The sequence below is a fragment of the Mycobacterium sp. SMC-16 genome, assembly GCF_046250085.1.
GTDB lineage: Bacteria > Actinomycetota > Actinomycetes > Mycobacteriales > Mycobacteriaceae > Mycobacterium > Mycobacterium phocaicum.
In genome coordinates this window covers 1,604,877-1,621,146 of record NZ_CP176427.1, presented here as the reverse complement: position 1 = coordinate 1,621,146, position 16,270 = coordinate 1,604,877, and the positions used below count along the sequence as shown (strand labels likewise).

8 protein-coding genes are annotated in these 16,270 nt (G+C 69.2%); 5 read left to right on the top strand and 3 right to left on the bottom strand.

The window, feature by feature from the left end; genetic code table 11:
• Positions 1-40: 40 nt before the first annotated feature.
• Genes ACJEIK_RS07885 through ACJEIK_RS07870 form a run of 4 tightly spaced genes read left to right on the top strand, consistent with a single transcriptional unit; the run spans position 41 to position 4,519 of the window.
• On the top strand, positions 41-811 hold the full coding sequence (locus tag ACJEIK_RS07885; protein WP_060999542.1) for a FadR/GntR family transcriptional regulator: 771 nt from the start codon (positions 41-43) through the stop codon (positions 809-811).
• Between the two features lie 41 nt (positions 812-852).
• Positions 853-2,472, top strand: coding sequence for a class I adenylate-forming enzyme family protein (locus tag ACJEIK_RS07880; RefSeq protein ID WP_204158259.1), 1,620 nt, complete (start codon positions 853-855; stop codon positions 2,470-2,472).
• Positions 2,459-3,235, top strand: a complete 777-nt coding sequence (locus ACJEIK_RS07875; protein ID WP_409431293.1) for a class II aldolase/adducin family protein — start codon at positions 2,459-2,461, stop codon at positions 3,233-3,235. The genes ACJEIK_RS07880 and ACJEIK_RS07875 overlap by 14 nt, the downstream gene beginning before the upstream one ends.
• 15 nt (positions 3,236-3,250) lie before the next feature.
• A complete protein-coding gene (locus tag ACJEIK_RS07870; RefSeq protein ID WP_133427320.1) occupies positions 3,251-4,519 on the top strand; it encodes an amidohydrolase family protein in 1,269 nt (422 codons plus the stop codon).
• Here the strand turns inward: ACJEIK_RS07870 and ACJEIK_RS07865 are convergent.
• Positions 4,495-5,841, bottom strand: a complete 1,347-nt coding sequence (locus ACJEIK_RS07865; protein ID WP_409431292.1) for a dipeptidase — start codon at positions 5,839-5,841, stop codon at positions 4,495-4,497. The genes ACJEIK_RS07870 and ACJEIK_RS07865 overlap by 25 nt on opposite strands.
• A 48-nt stretch (positions 5,842-5,889) precedes the next feature.
• Here ACJEIK_RS07865 and ACJEIK_RS07860 point away from each other — a divergent pair, with 48 nt between their 5' ends.
• Complete coding sequence (locus tag ACJEIK_RS07860) at positions 5,890-6,528, top strand: LysE family translocator (protein ID WP_409431291.1); 639 nt, start codon at positions 5,890-5,892, stop codon at positions 6,526-6,528.
• 54 nt (positions 6,529-6,582) lie between these two features.
• On the opposite strand, the gene ACJEIK_RS07855 is transcribed toward ACJEIK_RS07860, so the two are convergent.
• Both ACJEIK_RS07855 and ACJEIK_RS07850 read right to left on the bottom strand, forming a co-directional pair.
• Positions 6,583-6,975, bottom strand: a complete 393-nt coding sequence (locus ACJEIK_RS07855) for a holo-ACP synthase (protein WP_020102278.1) — start codon at positions 6,973-6,975, stop codon at positions 6,583-6,585.
• 43 nt (positions 6,976-7,018) lie between these two features.
• Positions 7,019-16,240 carry a fatty acid synthase subunit beta domain-containing protein gene (locus ACJEIK_RS07850; RefSeq protein ID WP_409431290.1) on the bottom strand — a complete coding sequence of 3,074 codons (9,222 nt, stop codon included), beginning with the start codon at positions 16,238-16,240 and terminating at the stop codon, positions 7,019-7,021.
• Between the last annotated feature and the right edge of the window lie 30 nt (positions 16,241-16,270).

Sequence of the window (16,270 nt, the reverse complement as noted above, 5' to 3'; positions counted from 1 at the left end):
CTTCGGTCACCCGACCGCCCCTCTCTGGCACACTCGACCCGTGGCCGCGCCCGACGTCCGTTTCCGCCGCCTCGCCGAGCAGGTGGCCGACGAGTTGCGCCGCCGCATCCTCAGCGGCGAGCTCGCCGACGGCAGCGTGCTGCCGACGGAGGACGAGCTCCTGGTCGAGTTTCCGATCAGCAAGCCCTCACTACGCGAAGCGATCCGAATCCTGGACGCCGAGGGCCTGCTCAGTGTGCGCCGCGGCAAGCTCGGCGGCTCGGTGGTGCACCGGCCCAGTGCGAGCAACGTGGCCTACACCATGGGTCTGGTACTCGGCGCGAACCAGGTGAGCCTAGGCGACGTCGGCTCCGCGCTGCAGCAGGTCGAGCCGGCCTGCGCGGCGTTGTGCGCACAGCGCAGCGACCGCAAGACCGCCGTGGTGCCGGTCCTTCGTCAAATCCATGCCGAGGCGGTCGAATCGGTCGACGATCTGGTGGCGGTGACTTCTGCGAGCCGGCGCTTCCACGAAGCGCTGGTGCAGCACTGCGGCAACGAGACGATGATCATCCTCGCCGGCGCCCTGGAGAAGCTGTGGTCGTCGCACGAGCTGAGCTGGTCGCGTCAGTTCACCGACCATGCCAGCATTCCGGTCGACGAGCGCCGGGCCGCGCTGGAGGACCACCGCACGCTGATCGACGCCATCGAGGCCGGTGACGCCGCACGGGCGCGGGAATTGGCCGCGACGCATCTGCTCGACGCTCAGCACTACCCGGGTTCGGCCGGGGTTGTCGACCCGGCGATGGTTCGCACCCGCACGCGATCTTCGTGAACCCTTGACAACGTGCGCGCTTATTTTCATACGATTTGAATATGCGGGCTGCGGAGGCGACCACGATGGACATGGCGGTCACAAGTTCGCCCGCGTTCACCGCCGAGGACGTTGCGCGCTTCCACGCCAAGGGCTGGTGGATTGACTCCACGATCTCGGATGCCGTGCGCGCCAACGCCGCTCGCACCCCGGACCGTACCGCGTACGTGGATCACCCGGACCGGGTCCTGACATGGAATGAATTCGATACCGCAGCAACCGCTTTGGCCGGCCAGCTGACCGGTGCGGGCGTCCGCCCCGGGGATCGCATCGCCGTCTGGCATGGCGACACCACGGCCATCCACGTGCTGTTCGTCGCGATCGAGCGATGTGGCGCGGTGGTGGTGGGTGTCGGCGCACGCGCCGGCGCTCGCGAAGTGACGACCATTCTGCGGAGCGCCGAACCCCGACTGCTGATCACCGATCCCCCGCGCGAGACTCAGGCCCAGACCGTGGCCGCCAGCATCGGCTGTCCGCTACTGACCTTGGACGAACTGTCCGTGGGCACCGACACCGCGGACCTGAGTCCCAAAGTTCAACTGGGTCCCGACGACGTCTTCCTCATCAACTCGACGTCGGGCACCACCGGGCTACCGAAATGCGTCGTACACACCCAGAACCGTTGGCACTACTTCCATCAGCAGGCGGTCGCCAACGGCCTGCTGACATCCGACGACGTGTTCCTGCCGGTCATCCCCACCCCGTTCGGCTTCGGACTGTGGACCACCCACATCACGCCGATCCTGTTGGGCACCACCACCGTCCTGCTGGACCGGTTCACCGTCGCCGCGGCGTGCGCGGCCATCGAACAGCACAAGGTCACCGTGTTGTGTTGCGTCAGTACTCAATTGACCATGATCATGGCCGACCCGGTGGCCCGCGACTACGACCTGAGCTCACTGCGGGTGGTGTTCACCGGCGGCGAGGCCCTGCCCTACCGACCCGCGTACGAGTTCGAAAAGCTGACCGGTGCAACGATCCTGCAGTTCTACGGCTCCAACGAGACGGGCCTGCTCAGTGGCACGACGGTGCACGACTCGCTGGAGCACCGGCTGCGTACCGGCGGCCGGATCGTCGCCGACATGGCCGTCCGCCTCTTCGACGGTGACACCGACGTCACCGACACCGGCCGGGGTCAGCCCGCCTGTCGCGGGCCGGCCACCAGCCTCGGCTACCTCGGTGGCACCGACCACGACAAGCTGTTCACCGCCGACGGCTGGATGCGGATGGGCGACATCTGCGAAATCGACACCGACGGCTATCTGAGAGTGACGGGCCGGACGTCCGACTTCATCGTGCGCGGCGGCAAGAACATCAGCGCGGCCCAGGTCGAGGACATCGTCATGACGCACCCGGCGGTCGGCCTGGCCGCGGCGGTGGCCATGCCTGACCCGGTCTTCGGCGAGAAGGTCTGCGTCTACGTCGAACTGATCGGCTCGGCGACGCTGGCGCTCGACGAACTGTGCACACACCTGCTCGCCCAGAACGTTTCGAAGGAACTACTGCCCGAGCGGCTCATCGTGGTCGACGAGCTACCCCGATCCTCGGGCGGCAAGGTCGCCAAAGGCCAACTGCGCGAGGATATTCGAGCCCGGACGGGAGACGGACATGACCGCAGCTGAAAAGCCCCGCCGCGGCGGCCTTGAAGTCTGGGCGCCGTCGGTGACGCCGCCGATCGGCGTCGACCTCACCGACGAGCAGGCCATGGCCATCGCGTTCCGGCACCTCGCGACCATCGGCTTCGCCGAGAATCTGGCCGGGCACATCACCTTTCAGCCCGATGGCCAGACCGACATGTACGTCAACCCGTGGGGCCTGTGGTGGCAGGAGGTCACCGCCTCCGACATCTGCGTCGTCGACGAGGACGCCCGCGTGCAGCGAGGCCGCTGGGACGTCACGCCGGCCATCCACATCCACACCGAGCTGCATCGCGCCCGCCCCGACGCGCGCGTGGTGATCCACAACCACCCCTACTACGTGTGCGTGCTGGCGGCGTTGGGCCGGCTGCCGGAGTTGGTGCATCAGACCGGATCACTGTTCCTGGACGACCTCTGCCTCGTCGAGGAATACGACGGCGAGGTCGACAGTCCTTCCCGCGCAGCCGAATTGGCGGCCCGGATTGGCGCGGCGAACACGACCATCCTGGCCAACCACGGCGTCATCGCCACCGGCCGCAACCTGGCCGAGGCGGTGTACCGTGCCGCCTCGATCGAGCGGGTCTGCAAGCTGGCCTACGACGTCTTGCTGACGGGCCTGAAGCCGAGCGAGATGAAGTGGTCCGACATGGTCGGCATGAAGTCCTCCTTGATCGAGCGCGCGGCCGAAGTGTACTGGGCCGGCGCTGCCCGCATGACCATCAAATCCGATCCGTCCGTTCTGCAGTAAAGGCGTTGGTACGACATGGAATCCATTGACGATCTGGCCACCAACCTGGACTTCACGGTCGCCAAGACGGGCGCGGACCGCACCGTCACGCTGCTGCCCGACCCGCCGCGTGCCCCGCGCCGGTACACCGTGATCTCGGTCGACGACCACATCGTCGAGCCGCCCGACACCTTCACCGGGCGGCTGCCCAGCAAGTTCGCCGACCGGGCGCCACGCGTCGTCGACACCGACAACGGTGGCCAGACCTGGATTTACGACGGCAAAGAGCTGCCCAACGTCGGGTTCAACGCCGTCGTCGGCCGCCCGGTGTCCGAGTACGGCTTCGAACCGGTCCGCTTCGACGAGATGCGCCGCGGCGCTTGGGACATCCACGAACGTGTGCGCGACATGGACCTCAACGGGGTGTACGCGTCGCTGAACTTCCCGTCGTTCCTGCCCGGTTTCGCCGGCCAGCGCCTGCAGCAGGTCACCACCGACCGCGACCTGGCGATGGCCTCGGTACGGGCCTGGAACGACTGGCACTTCGATGTGTGGGCCGGCTCGTACCCGGACCGGATCATCCCGTGCCAGCTGCCGTGGCTGCTGGACCCCGAAGTCGGCGCCAAGATGATCTACGAGAACGCTGAACGTGGTTTCCACGCCATGACTTTCAGTGAGAACCCGGCGATGCTGGGCCTGCCGACCATCCACTCGGGCTACTGGGATCCCATGATGGCGGCGTGCGCCGAGACCGGCACGGTCGTCAACCTGCACATCGGGTCGTCGGGCTCCTCGCCCTCCACCACCCCGGACGCGCCGCCGGACGTGCAGGGCGTGCTGTTCTTCGCCTACGCCATCTCAGCGGCCGTCGACTGGCTGTATTCCGGTCTGCCCAGCCGGTTCCCGGAGCTCAAGATCTGCCTGTCCGAGGGCGGCATCGGCTGGGTCGCCGGACTGCTGGACCGGCTGGACCACATGCTCAGCTACCACTCGATGTACGGCACGTGGGAGCGGCTGGGCGAAAAGCTCACTCCGGCGGAGGTTTTCACCCGCAACTTCTGGTTCTGTGCGGTCGAGGATCAGTCATCATTCGTGCAGCGGGACCGCATCGGTGTCGACAACATCATGCTCGAGGCCGACTACCCGCACTGCGATTCGACGTGGCCGCACACGCAGGCGACCATCCACGAGGAGATCGGCGACCTGCCCGCCGACGCCATTCGAAAGATCACCTGGGAGAACGCCTCTCGGCTCTACCAGCACCCGGTGCCGGAGTCGGTTCAGGCCGATCCCGAGTCGTTCTGACCCAGCGCGCCGAGCAGCAGCGCCTCTGAGATCGCGGCCTTCTCCAGTACGCCCAGGTGCAGGCTCTCGTTGATGCTGTGCGCCTGCGTGCCGGGATCTTCCACGCCGGTCACCAGAATCGTTGCCTCGGGGAAGGTCTCGGCGAACTCGGCAATGAACGGGATGGACCCGCCCATCCCCATGTCGACCGGCGCGACACCCCAGGCTGTAGTGAACGCCGACCGGGCCGCGTCGTACACCGGTCCGCTGGCGTCGATGGCATACGGCTGGCCGACGTCGCCCGGCGTCACGGTGACCTTGGCACCCCACGGCGCGTGGCTCTCGAGGTGGCGGGTCAGGGCGGCCAGATGCGCCAACGCGTCCCCGCCCGGGGCGACACGCATGCTGACCTTGGCCCGCGCCCGCGGAATCAGCGTGTTCGACGCCTTGGCGATCGATGTGGTGTCGATGCCGATGACGGTGATGGCCGGCTTGGCCCAAAGTCGTTGCACCACAGAGCCGGAGCCGATCTGCTGCACTCCGTCGAGCATGCCGGTCTCGGCCGCGACCCACTCGGGCCCGCGGTCGACGTCGGCGGCGGTGCCCTCGTAGAGACCCTCGACCGCGACGTTGCCGTCGTCGTCGTGCAATGTGGCCAGCAATCGCACCAAAGCGCTCAGCGCGTCGGGCACCACGCCGCCCCAGATGCCGGAGTGCAGCCCGTGGTCCAGAGTCGCCACCTCGACGACGCAGTCGACCAGGCCGCGCAATGACACCGTCAGCGCCGGCATCTCGGTGCTCCAGTTGTCCGAATCGGCGATGACGATGACGTCGGCGGCCAGCAGCTCCTTGTGCGCGCTCAGCAGGGCGCCAAGAGAAGGCGAGCCCGATTCCTCTTCGCCCTCAACGAAAACCGTCACGCCGACGGGCGGGTTGCCGCCATGGGCCCGCATGGCGGCCAGGTGCACAGCGATGCCGGCCTTGTCGTCGGCGCTGCCCCGGCCGTAGAGCCGTCCGTCGCGCTCGGTCGGTTCGAAGGGTTCCGAGTCCCACTGCGCGGCGTCGCCCTCGGGCTGCACGTCGTGGTGCGCGTACAGCAGCACGGTCGGAGCGCCTTCAGGTGCGGGATGACGGGCGATGATGGCCGGCGCCCCGCCCTCCTGGACGATGTGCACCTCGCCGAAGCCCGCGTCGGACAACAGCTTTGCGGTCAGCGCGGCGCTGCGGTGCACCTCGGCGTGCCGGGCCGGATCGGCCCAGACGGACTGGATACGGACCAGGTCCTCCAGGTCGGCACGCACCGACGGCAGGACGTCCCGCACACGTTCGACAAGATCAGCCATGCCGTCGAGCGTAGTGCGCCGGCCGTCTGCCCGGCGTATCGTCACCGCATGCCGTCGATGGGACATCTGCTGGCGTTCGGGTTGATCTCGCTGCTGGTCATCGTGATCCCCGGGCCGAGTGTTCTGTTCACCGTCGGCCGGGCGCTGACCGTCGGCCGTCGCCAGGCGTTGTTGACCGTGGCGGGTAACGCGATGGGCGCCTACGTCCAGATCCTTGCGGTGGCCCTGGGTGCCGGTGCCCTCATCCTGGCCTCGTCGCTCGCGTTCAGCGTCATCAAGTTCGTCGGCGCGGCGTACCTGATCTACCTTGGCGTCCAAGCCATCCGGCATCGACATGGCCTCGGCGAGGTGCTCACCGGCGACGCGTCCGCCAAGCGGCCGAGCCGGGTTCTGGCCGACGGTTTCATCGTCGGGATGACCAATCCCAAGACCATCGTGTTCTTCGTCGCGGCGCTGCCGCAGGTGGTCGACACCGCCGCGGGCAACGTGGCGGCCCAGATGCTCATGTTGGGTGTCGTGTTCCTGGCCATTGCCGTGGTCTCGGACAGCGTGTGGGCGCTGGCGGCCGGACTTGCCCGGGACTGGTTCGCGCAGTCCCCGCGCCGCTTCGCCGCCATCGGTGGCGCCGGCGGGCTGGCCATGGTCGGCCTGGGTGTCAGCCTTGCCGTCACCGGCCGCAAAGACTGAACAGACGTCAGTGCCCCCGACACCGAAGTGTCGGGGGCATCAACGTCTGAAAAACTAGTCCTGCTCGAGGACCGCGACCGCGGCCGCGGTGTCGCCTTCGTGGGTCAGCGACACGTGGATGGCCACGCCCTTGAGGTGTTCGGCGATCTCGCCGGACAGCCGAACCTTGGGCCGGCCCCACATGTCGGTGACGACCTCGATGTCGCGGTGGATGCCCTCGGGCAGCACCGGACGCTTCGAGAACCGCGAGCCCGACCACGCCTTGATCACGGCCTCCTTGGCCGCCCAGCGGGCCGCCAGGTGCCGTGCCGCCGACGAACTCTTGTCGGCGGCGTCACGGCGCTCACCTGGGGTGAACGTCTCCGCGAAGACGGTGCCCGGCTGGTCGACCTGTTCGGCGAAATCCGGAATCGAGACCAGGTCGATGCCCACACCCAGGATGCTCATGGGCAACAACCTAGCGGACCCAATCCCGATACCTCAGAAGGCCTCACGACCGGGCGTACCAACCGTCTTCACCGAGGCGCGCATCGGCGTCGAGCAGCATGTCGGCTTCCTGACGCTTCTCCGGCGCATCGTTGCTGAAGCGACGGTCGGCCGGCTTCTCGTACAGTGCACGCCCACCGGCGATGGCCGACGCCAACCGGTGCTGACCGGCCAGGACCCGCTCACCGGCACGGCGCAGGTAGTCCTCACGCTCGGCCGGATCGAGGGCCGCCACCAGCGCCTGCGGGTGGACCAGAGCGATGAGGCCCGACACGTGACCGAAGCCGAGGCTGGTCACCAGACCGGCCTTGATCGGCAGGCGGTCGCCGAACTTCAGCGTCTCGCGGACCCACACGAAGTGCTGTGCGTTGGACAGCTCGTCGTCGACGCAGTCCAGGCTGCGGTTCGGCGGGATGACGCCGTCGCGCAGAATCTGGCACAGACCCAGCATCTGGAACGCCGCGGCGCCACCCTTGCTGTGTCCGGTCAGGCTCTTCTGGCTGACGATGAACAGCGGGTTGCCCGGGGACCGGCCCATCGAGGCGGCGAGCCGCTCGTGCAGCTCGGTCTCGTTGGGGTCGTTGGCCAGCGTCGAGGTGTCGTGCTTGGAGATCACCGCGATGTCGTCCGGGGTGACGCCGAGCTTGGCCAGGTCGCGCACCAGCTGCGACTGACGTCCACCGCGGCCGGCACCGAGGGCACCCAGGCCCGGGGCCGGGATCGAGGTGTGCACACCGTCGGCGAACGACGACACGTAGGCGACGACGGCCTGGATGGGCAGGCCCATCTTCACCGCGAGGTCACCGCGGGCCAGCAGGACGGTGCCACCGCCCTGGCCTTCGACGAAGCCGAGACGACGACGGTCGTTGGCGCGCGAGAACTTCGAGTCGCTGATGCCGCGGGCCCGCATCATCGCGGTCTCGGCGGTGGCCGACATGTCGCCGAAGCCGATGATGGCTTCCAGCGTCAGGTCGTCGTAACCACCGGCGACCACGAATTCGGCCTTGCCCAAACGGATCTTGTCGACACCTTCTTCGACCGACACCGCCGCGGTGGCGCACGCACCGACCGGGTGGATCATCGCGCCGTAGCTACCGATGTACGACTGCACGACGTGACCGGCGAAGACGTTCGGCAGGACTTCCTGCAGGATGTCGTTCGGCTTGTTCCGGCCCAGCAGGTTGCCGTGGTACATGGTCTGCATCGAGGTCATGCCACCCATACCGGTGCCCTGCGTGGAGGCCACGAGGCTCGGGTGCACCCAGCGCATCAGCTCTTCCGGCGAGAAGCCGGCCGACAGGAACGCGTCCACCGTGGTGACCAGGTTCCACAGCGCCAGGCGGTCGATCGAGCTGGCCATGTCCGGCGTGACGCCGTAGACCTGCGGGTCGAAGCCGGTCGGCACCTGGGCGCCGACGGTCCGCGACAGCTTGACCTTGCGCGGCACGCGAATCTCGGTACCGGCCTTGCGGGTGACCTGCCAGTCGCTGCTGTCCGGCACCGGCGCGATGACGGTGTGTTCCGGATCGAACTGGAGGAACGCCCGGGCGTCGGCCTCGGCGGACACGACGAAGGAGAAGTCCTTGTCGAGGAACACCGAAACCAGCAGCGGCGCAGCGTGATCGGGGTCGATCGCGCCGTCGTCCACCCACTCGCGGATGCCGACGCGCTCGAGCACCGTCTCGTGGTAGCGCTCGACCAGCTCGGACTCGTCGACCAGTTCACCGGTGTTGGTGTCGTACCAGCCCGGCTTCGGGTCGTCTTCCCACTTGACCAGACCGGTGGTCCAGGCCAGCTCGAGGACGCCCGCGGCCGACAGCTCGCCGGAAACCTCCATCTCGAAGCGGGTGCGCGACGAGCCGTACGGGCCGAGTTCGGCACCGGATACCAGCACGACCATGTCGGCCGGGTCGATGTCCAGGTCGGCCCACTCCGGAGCCGGCGCGGCCTGGTAGCCCCGCGGCGGCGACGGCAGCGCCGAGATGGTGCCTTCGAGGTCTTCCTCGTCGACAGCAGCCTCGGCCACCATCTCCTCGCGGGCCTTGGCGGCCAGCTCGGCCATGTCGAGCTCGATGTCGCCGAGGCCACCGGTCAGGTCGACCTGGATGGGCTCACGGGCGGCCGACACCTTGGCGTCGATGCTGCACAGGTTCAGCAGCATGGCGGCCATCTCGTCGGTGGTGTACGTGATGACACCGGCTTCCTCGACGGCACCCACGATGGCGTCGTTGTGACCCATCAGGCCGGTGCCCTTGGTCCAGCCGATCAGCGCGTGCGCCAGCGAAACTCGTTGCGACCACGAGGTTTCCGCCTTCCAGCGGGCGACGACCGCGTCGAGCGCGGCCTTCGACTCGCCGTAGGCGCCGTCGCCACCGAACATGCCGCGGTTCGGGGAACCGGGCAGCACGACGTGCAGTCGCGACGCGATGTCACGCTCGGAGCCGATGTGCGAGAGCCCACCGATGAGCCGCTGCACGGCCCACAGCAGGACCTTCATCTCCATCTCGGCGCGGGCGCCGGCCTCGGACAGGTCCCCGGCGACGCGCGGTGCGGCGAACGGGAACAGCAGCGTCGGGGTCTGCGCGTCCTTGAGGTGAATGGCCTTGGGGCCCAGGTTCTCGACCTGCTCGTTGCCGACCCACTCGACCAGCGCGTCAATGTCGCTGTAGGAGGCCATGTTTGCGGGCACGACCCACAGCTGGGCGCCGAAGCGGGCGTTGTCCCGGTACAGCGTCCGGTAGAACGCCAACCGGTCGTCGTCCAGCTTGGACGTGGTCGCGATGACCGACGCGCCACCGGCGAGCAGCTGGCCCACCACGGCCGACGCGATCGAGCCCTTGGAGGCACCCGTGACGACCGCGACCTCGTTGGCGTAGCGGCCCTTCTCCGGGTTCTCCGCACCGGCGGCGGCGCGGCCGTACAGCGCGGCGTGGAGGGTGCGGCCGGAGGCGAGCGCCTTGCCCTGCCACCAGCTGGCCTGCGTGGCCACGACATGTCCGGCGCCTTCGAAGCTCTCGGAGAGCTTGGCCCAGTCGGCGTTGACGTCGTCCTCGTCGAGCAGCCAGATGCGCGCCAGGTCCTCACGGGCGCTGGCCCAGCGGTCGTCGAACAGCACGGCCTTGCGGCCGTCGAACGACGGAGCCACCAAACGCGGCCAGTCCGAACCCAATTCGGCGGTCACGAGGTCGATCAGCTCGGAGTCGGTGGCGTCCGGCACCGAGACCGGGGCCTGCAGACCCAGCTCACCCAGGATCAACCGGGCGGCGCCGGCCAGCACACCGTTGGGGCCGGTGACCTTCTCGGCGAACTCGTTGAGCGCGGCGGAGTCGACCACACCGCCACCGGCACCGCCGGCGGACGGCAGCGACACCGCGATGCCCTTACGGGCGCCCACCGCGGTGACCGCGGCGTCGATGACCTTGTCGACGGCGTTGGCGTCGGCCAATGCACCCGAGTGCAGGCCGCCCATCTCGCCGCCACGGACGCTGCTGCCCTCACGGGTGCCCAGCGCGACCTCGGCGGTGACGTGCTTGGCCCAGCCGGGGCCCAGTTCCCAGGCCTTGCTGACGCGCTCGGCGATGTACGCCGGACGCTTGCCCGAGGGGCCGAGCACCGTGCGCAGCTGGTCGTTGATCGCGTCGGAGAGGACGGGACCGAACGGCTTGTAGGTACGGGCCAGCTTCGTGACCTGTCCCTTCAGACCGGCCAGGTCGGCTTCCGCGGCACCGTCGATGGCGCCGAGGTTCAGCTCCGAACCCAGGTCGACGAGCAGCTGGTTGCGTCGCGACGACGCACCGTCGGTGATGGACTCGATGGAGTCCAGCGGCTCGATCTGGTCGATGCGCATCTTCGCCGACAGCGCGATGAGCGCCATGGTGGCGTCAGCGGCGTCGTAGGTGATGTCGTCCGGACGCGGACCACCGGCGGGCGCCGCGGGAGCGGCGGCCGGAACCGGTGCTGCCGCAACGGCTTCCGCCGGGGCTTCGGCAGCGGCGGCCGGCGCGGCCGGGGCGTCGTCCTCGGGCTCCGGGTCGGTGTCGGTCGCGAACAGCACCGCGGCGTCGCGCTCGACGTTGAGCACCTCAGTGGTGTTGTGCGAGTACTCCGGGAGCTTCAACGTGTTGGTGGCGAGGCCGGCAACCGTCGGCATGGTCTTCACACCGACCTCGACGAACCGCTCGACCCCGAGGCCGCCGGCGGCTTCCTCGATGAACAGCAGGTCCTGCGTCTCGATCCAGCGGACCGGGCTGGCGAACTGCCAGGCCAGCAGCTCGATGACGGTCTTGCGCATCAGCTCGGACGGGTTGTCCCGGCGCCAGGTGTCGTAGTCGGCGAGGATTTCGTCGAGCGGCTCGGCCGGCACCAGGTCGCGGATCTCCTGGATGAAGTCCTTGTCCAGCGTGAAGGGCCGCGGCACCAGGTTCGGGATGTACTTGCCGACCAGCAGCTCCGGGTCCTGCCCGTGCGGCATGACGCGGTCCAGCGCGCGGCGGAAGTCGGCGACGCCGACCCGCAGCACCTCGGAGTGGAACGGCACGTCGATACCGGGCACGAGGATGAACGACCGCTTGCCACCGGTGATTTCGCGGCGACGCTCGATCTCGGCCTCCAGGGCCTCGAGGCCGCGGACGGTGCCGGCGATGGCGTACTGCGAGCCACGCAGGTTGAAGTTCACGATCTGCAGGAACTCGCCGGTCTCCTCGGCGATACCCGCGACGAAGTCGGTGACGTCGTTGTCGTCCAGGTCGATCTGCGACGGCCGGATGGCGGCCAGGCGGTAATCGGACCGGCCCTTGGCGTCACGCGGGACGATGTCGTGCATCTTGCTGCCGCGGTGGAACACGACCTCGAGCAGTGCCTCGAGCTCGTAGACGCCGGACACGCAGGCCAGCGCGGTGTACTCACCGACGGAGTGGCCGCAGGCGATGGCGCCCTCGACGAACGCACCCTGCTCGCGCATCTCGGCCACCTGGGCGGCCGCGACGGTGGCCATGGCCACCTGGGTGAACTGCGTCAGGAACAGCACGCCGTCCGGGTGGTGGTAGTGCACGCCGCTGGCGATGATGCTGGTCGGGTTGTCCCGGACCACGTGCAACACCGAGAAGCCCAGGGTCTCGCGGGTGAACTTGTCCGCGGAGTCCCAGATCTTGCGGGCGGCCTTGGAGCGGGCCCGGACCTCCATGCCCATGCCCTTGTGCTGGATGCCCTGACCCGGGAAGGCGTAGACCGTCTTGGGCGCGGCCAGTTGAGCCGTCGCGGCCATCACCAGGTCGCCGCCGACCTTCGCGGTGACCTCGATGATCTCGGCGCCGCGGTCGATGCCGACGCGGTCGACGCGGAACTCGATCTCGTCGCCCGGCAGCACCATGCCCAGGAAGCGCGAGGTCCAGCCGACCAGGCGGGCCGGCGGGGTGGCGCGGCCGTCGGTGGCGGTGACCACGTGCTGCGCGGCGGCGGACAGCCACATGCCGTGCACGATGGGCGATTTCAGGCCGGCCAGCAGCGCGGCGGCGCGGTCGGTGTGGATCGGGTTGTGGTCACCCGACACCACGGCGAAGGCGCTCATGTCGACCGGCGCGGTGACGGTGACGTCGCGACGACGACGGCGCGGGGTCTCGGTGGCGTTGTCGGTGATGGCACCGCCGGCGCGGACCGGGTCGGTCAGCTCGGCGGCACCGCTGCGGCCACGGATCGCGAAGCGCTCTTCGAGGCGGGCCAGCTCGGTGCCCTCGGCGTCGGTGATGCTCACCGAAACCGGGACGACACGGCCGACCTCGGTGTCGACAGCGGCGGAAGCCGTTGCGGTGACGGTCAATTCGGCACGCTCGGCCGGCATCGGGGCGAGCAGGTGCGCGGCGTGGTCCAGGTGGACCAGGCTCAGCAGGCCTTCGACGACCGGGATGCCGTCGTCGGTGACGGCCGCGCCGATGACCGAGAACACGGCCGGCCAGCAGCGGCCGACGAGCGCGTCGGGCACCAGGGTCAGGCCCGGCGCCAGCGGGGCGCCGAAGGTGGCGGTGACGCCGGTGTGGTCGGCGACCTCTTCGGGGTCCCAGTCGGCGGTGACGGTGGCGACGTTGTCGGTGACGACCGGCAGGGCGTCGACGCCGTCGGCGCCGGCGGCGATGGCGAGCACGGCGCGCATGGCGGCCGAGGCGTCCTCGGTGGTGACGACGGGCATGCCGCCGTTGACGGTGGCGGTCGGCAGCGTGAAGCGGATCGCGATCCAGATGTCCGAAAGCGGGACGTTCAGGACCACGCCGTCACCGTCGAGCTCCAGCCGGGAACCGGTGGACGGGTGTGTGGCCGAACGGTTTTCGTTGACCTGCCACTCGCTCGGGGCGCCGATGCGGTGCACCGGGTTGATGGCGGTGCGGCCGGCCCACAGCACGTCGGGCGAGTCGAGGACGACGGCCAGCGGGCCGGTGATGTCGGCGCGGGCCTGGCGGCGGGACACGACCGGAACCGGCTTGACGCCGGCGGCCAGCACCTCGTCGATGGCGGCCTGCTCGAAGCGGTCCAGCAGCTCGCCGACGGGCTCGTCGACGCGGGTGATGCCGGCGACGGCAGCGGTGCCGGGGATGACGCAGACCTGGTCGGCGTCATAGCGGGCGTCATGGGCCTGCCACAGCGAGTCGCTGCGCCACCAGCGGCGCACGTCCTTGTCGATGACCGGGACGAAGTTGACGGGCTTGCCCAGCGTCTTGCACAGGGTGATGAAGAACGGGACGTCCGCCGGGTGCAGGCGCAGGGTCTCGGCCTCGGGGTACCGGGCCAGCAGCTCGGCGATGGCGCGCTGCGGATCTTCAAGCAGCGCTTCGCCTTCCGCGGTGGCCGGGAACAGCGTGTCGATGCGGCCGGCGTCGGCCGGGTTCAGGCGGGCCTCGGCGCGCTGCAGCATCTCTTCGAAGCGGTCGCGCCAGGTGACGTCGAGCCACGGCGAGTTGTCGCGCTTGGTGTCGGCGGTGCTGCTGCCGTCGCCGATCGCGAGCTCGACGTAGCGCTGCAGCCACTGCTGGTAGGTCATGTCCGCGACGTCACCGAAGTACGGCTTGGCGGTGTTGGCCATGGCGGCGATGATCTCGTCGCGGCGCTCGGCGACGGCGTCGGCGTCACCGGCGACCTCGTCGAGCAGGCGGCCGCAACGCGACGCGGTGTTGTCGATCTCGTGGATGTCCGCGCCCAGCTGGCTACGGCCGGAAGCCATGCCGCCCTGGGCCTTACCGGCGCCGACCCAGTGATCGGTGCCCTTGGTGTCGACCAGGAGCTGCTTGACCTGAGGCGAGGTGGTGGCCTCGAGGGTGGCCATGGCGGCGGTGCCGACCAGGATGCCGTCGACCGGCATCAGCGGGAAGCCGTAGGTCTCGGCCCAGCGGCCGGACAGGTACTCGGCGGCGCGCTCGGGCGTGCCGATGCCACCACCGACGCAGATGGTCAGGTTGGCCTGCTTGCGCAGGTCCGAGTAGGTGCTGACGAGCAGGTCGTCGAGGTCCTCCCACGAGTGGTGGCCACCGGCGCGGCCGCCCTCGACGTGAACGATGATCTCGCGGTCCGGGACCTCTTCGGCGATCTTGATGACCGACTTGATCTGGTCGACGGTGCCCGGCTTGAACACCACGTTGGTGATGCCGATCTCGTGCAGTTCCTCGATCAGCGCGACGGCCTCGTCGAGCTCGGGGATACCAGCGGTGACGATGACACCGTCGATCGGGGCGCCCGACTGGCGCGCCTTCTGCACGATGCGCTTGCCGCCCAGCTGCAGCTTCCACAGGTACGGGTCCAGGAACAGCGAGTTGAACTGGATGGCGCGGCCCGGCTCGAGCAGCTGCGTCAGCTCGGCGACGCGGTTCTCGAAGATCTCCTCGGTGACCTGACCGCCACCGGCCAGCTCGGCCCAGTGGCCGGCGTTGGCGGCCGCGGCGACGATCTTGGCGTCGACGGTCGTCGGGGTCATACCGGCCAGCAGGATCGGCGAACGGCCGGTCAGGCGGGTGAACTTGGTGGACAGCTTGACATCGCCGTTGGGCAGCTCGACAGCGGTCGGCGCGAAGCTGGACCACGCGGGCTGCACGACCGGTGCGGCACCGACGGTGAACAGCGAACGCTGGCCGGCGCGGGTCGCGGCGGGCACGATGCCGATGCCGAGGCCGCGGATGATCGGCGAGGTCAGGCGGGTGACGGTGTCACTCGGGCCGAGGTCGATGATCCAGCGGGCACCGGCGTCGTGCATGCGCTCGACCTCGGCGACCCAGTCGATGGGCTTGACGAAGATGGCTTCGGTCATGGCGTGGGCCAGCTCGGTGTCGATACCGCACTTGGCGGCCCAGCGGTCGACGACCTCGATGCCGTCGGCCAGGCGCGGGGTGTGGAAGCCGACCTCGACCTGCACGCCCTGGAAGACGGGGCTGAAGACGGCGCCGCCGCGCAGCTTGTTCTTGCGCTCGGCCTCGTCCTTCTCGGTGATCTTGCTGCAGTACAGCTCGAAGCGGGCCAGCTGCTCCGGGGTTCCGGTGATGACGACGCTGCGACGGCCGTTGCGGATCGACAGGACCGGCGGCAGGACGGTGCGGACGTCCTTGGAGAAGTCTTCGAGCAGTTCGGCGATGCGCTCGGGGTCGACGTTGGTGACCGACACCATCGGCGACTTGTCGCCACGGCCGACCATGCCGCGGCGGCGCGACACGAGCGAGCCGGCGGCGCCGATGAGCTGCAGGAGGGCGAGGAGTTCGGCGTCGCGGGTGCCGTTGGCCTTGAGGGCCTCGGCGGCGATGATGCCCTGCGAGTGTCCGGCGACCGCGACCGGCGGGGTGCCGGCCAGGTCCAGGCCCTGACGCTGCACGGCGCGGATGGCGGCCATCTGGGCCAGCAGGATGCCGGGGCCGGAGATGGCGGCGGTGGTCAGCTGCTTGGCCGAGGGCAGCGGCTCGTCGGCGGCGAGGGCGCGCACCCACTGCATGGGCTCGAAGCCGATGGGCCGCACGACGACGAGCTCGCGCGCGACGGGCTCGAGCAGCAGGGCCGCTTCGCCGACGATCTCGCTGAGCTCGGATTCGATGCCGGCCGAGCTGACGAGCTCCTCGAGGTTCTCCAGCCAGGAGGCACCCTGGCCACCGAACGCGACGGCATAGGGTTCGCCGGCATTGAGCAGGTCTACGAGAGCATGCGCGCTCGCCGCCACCGCCTCGGTGTTGCCACTGGTCACATTGCGGTGCTCGTTGATCGTCATGCGTCCCTCTCGTCGTTGCCGCGCGAACCG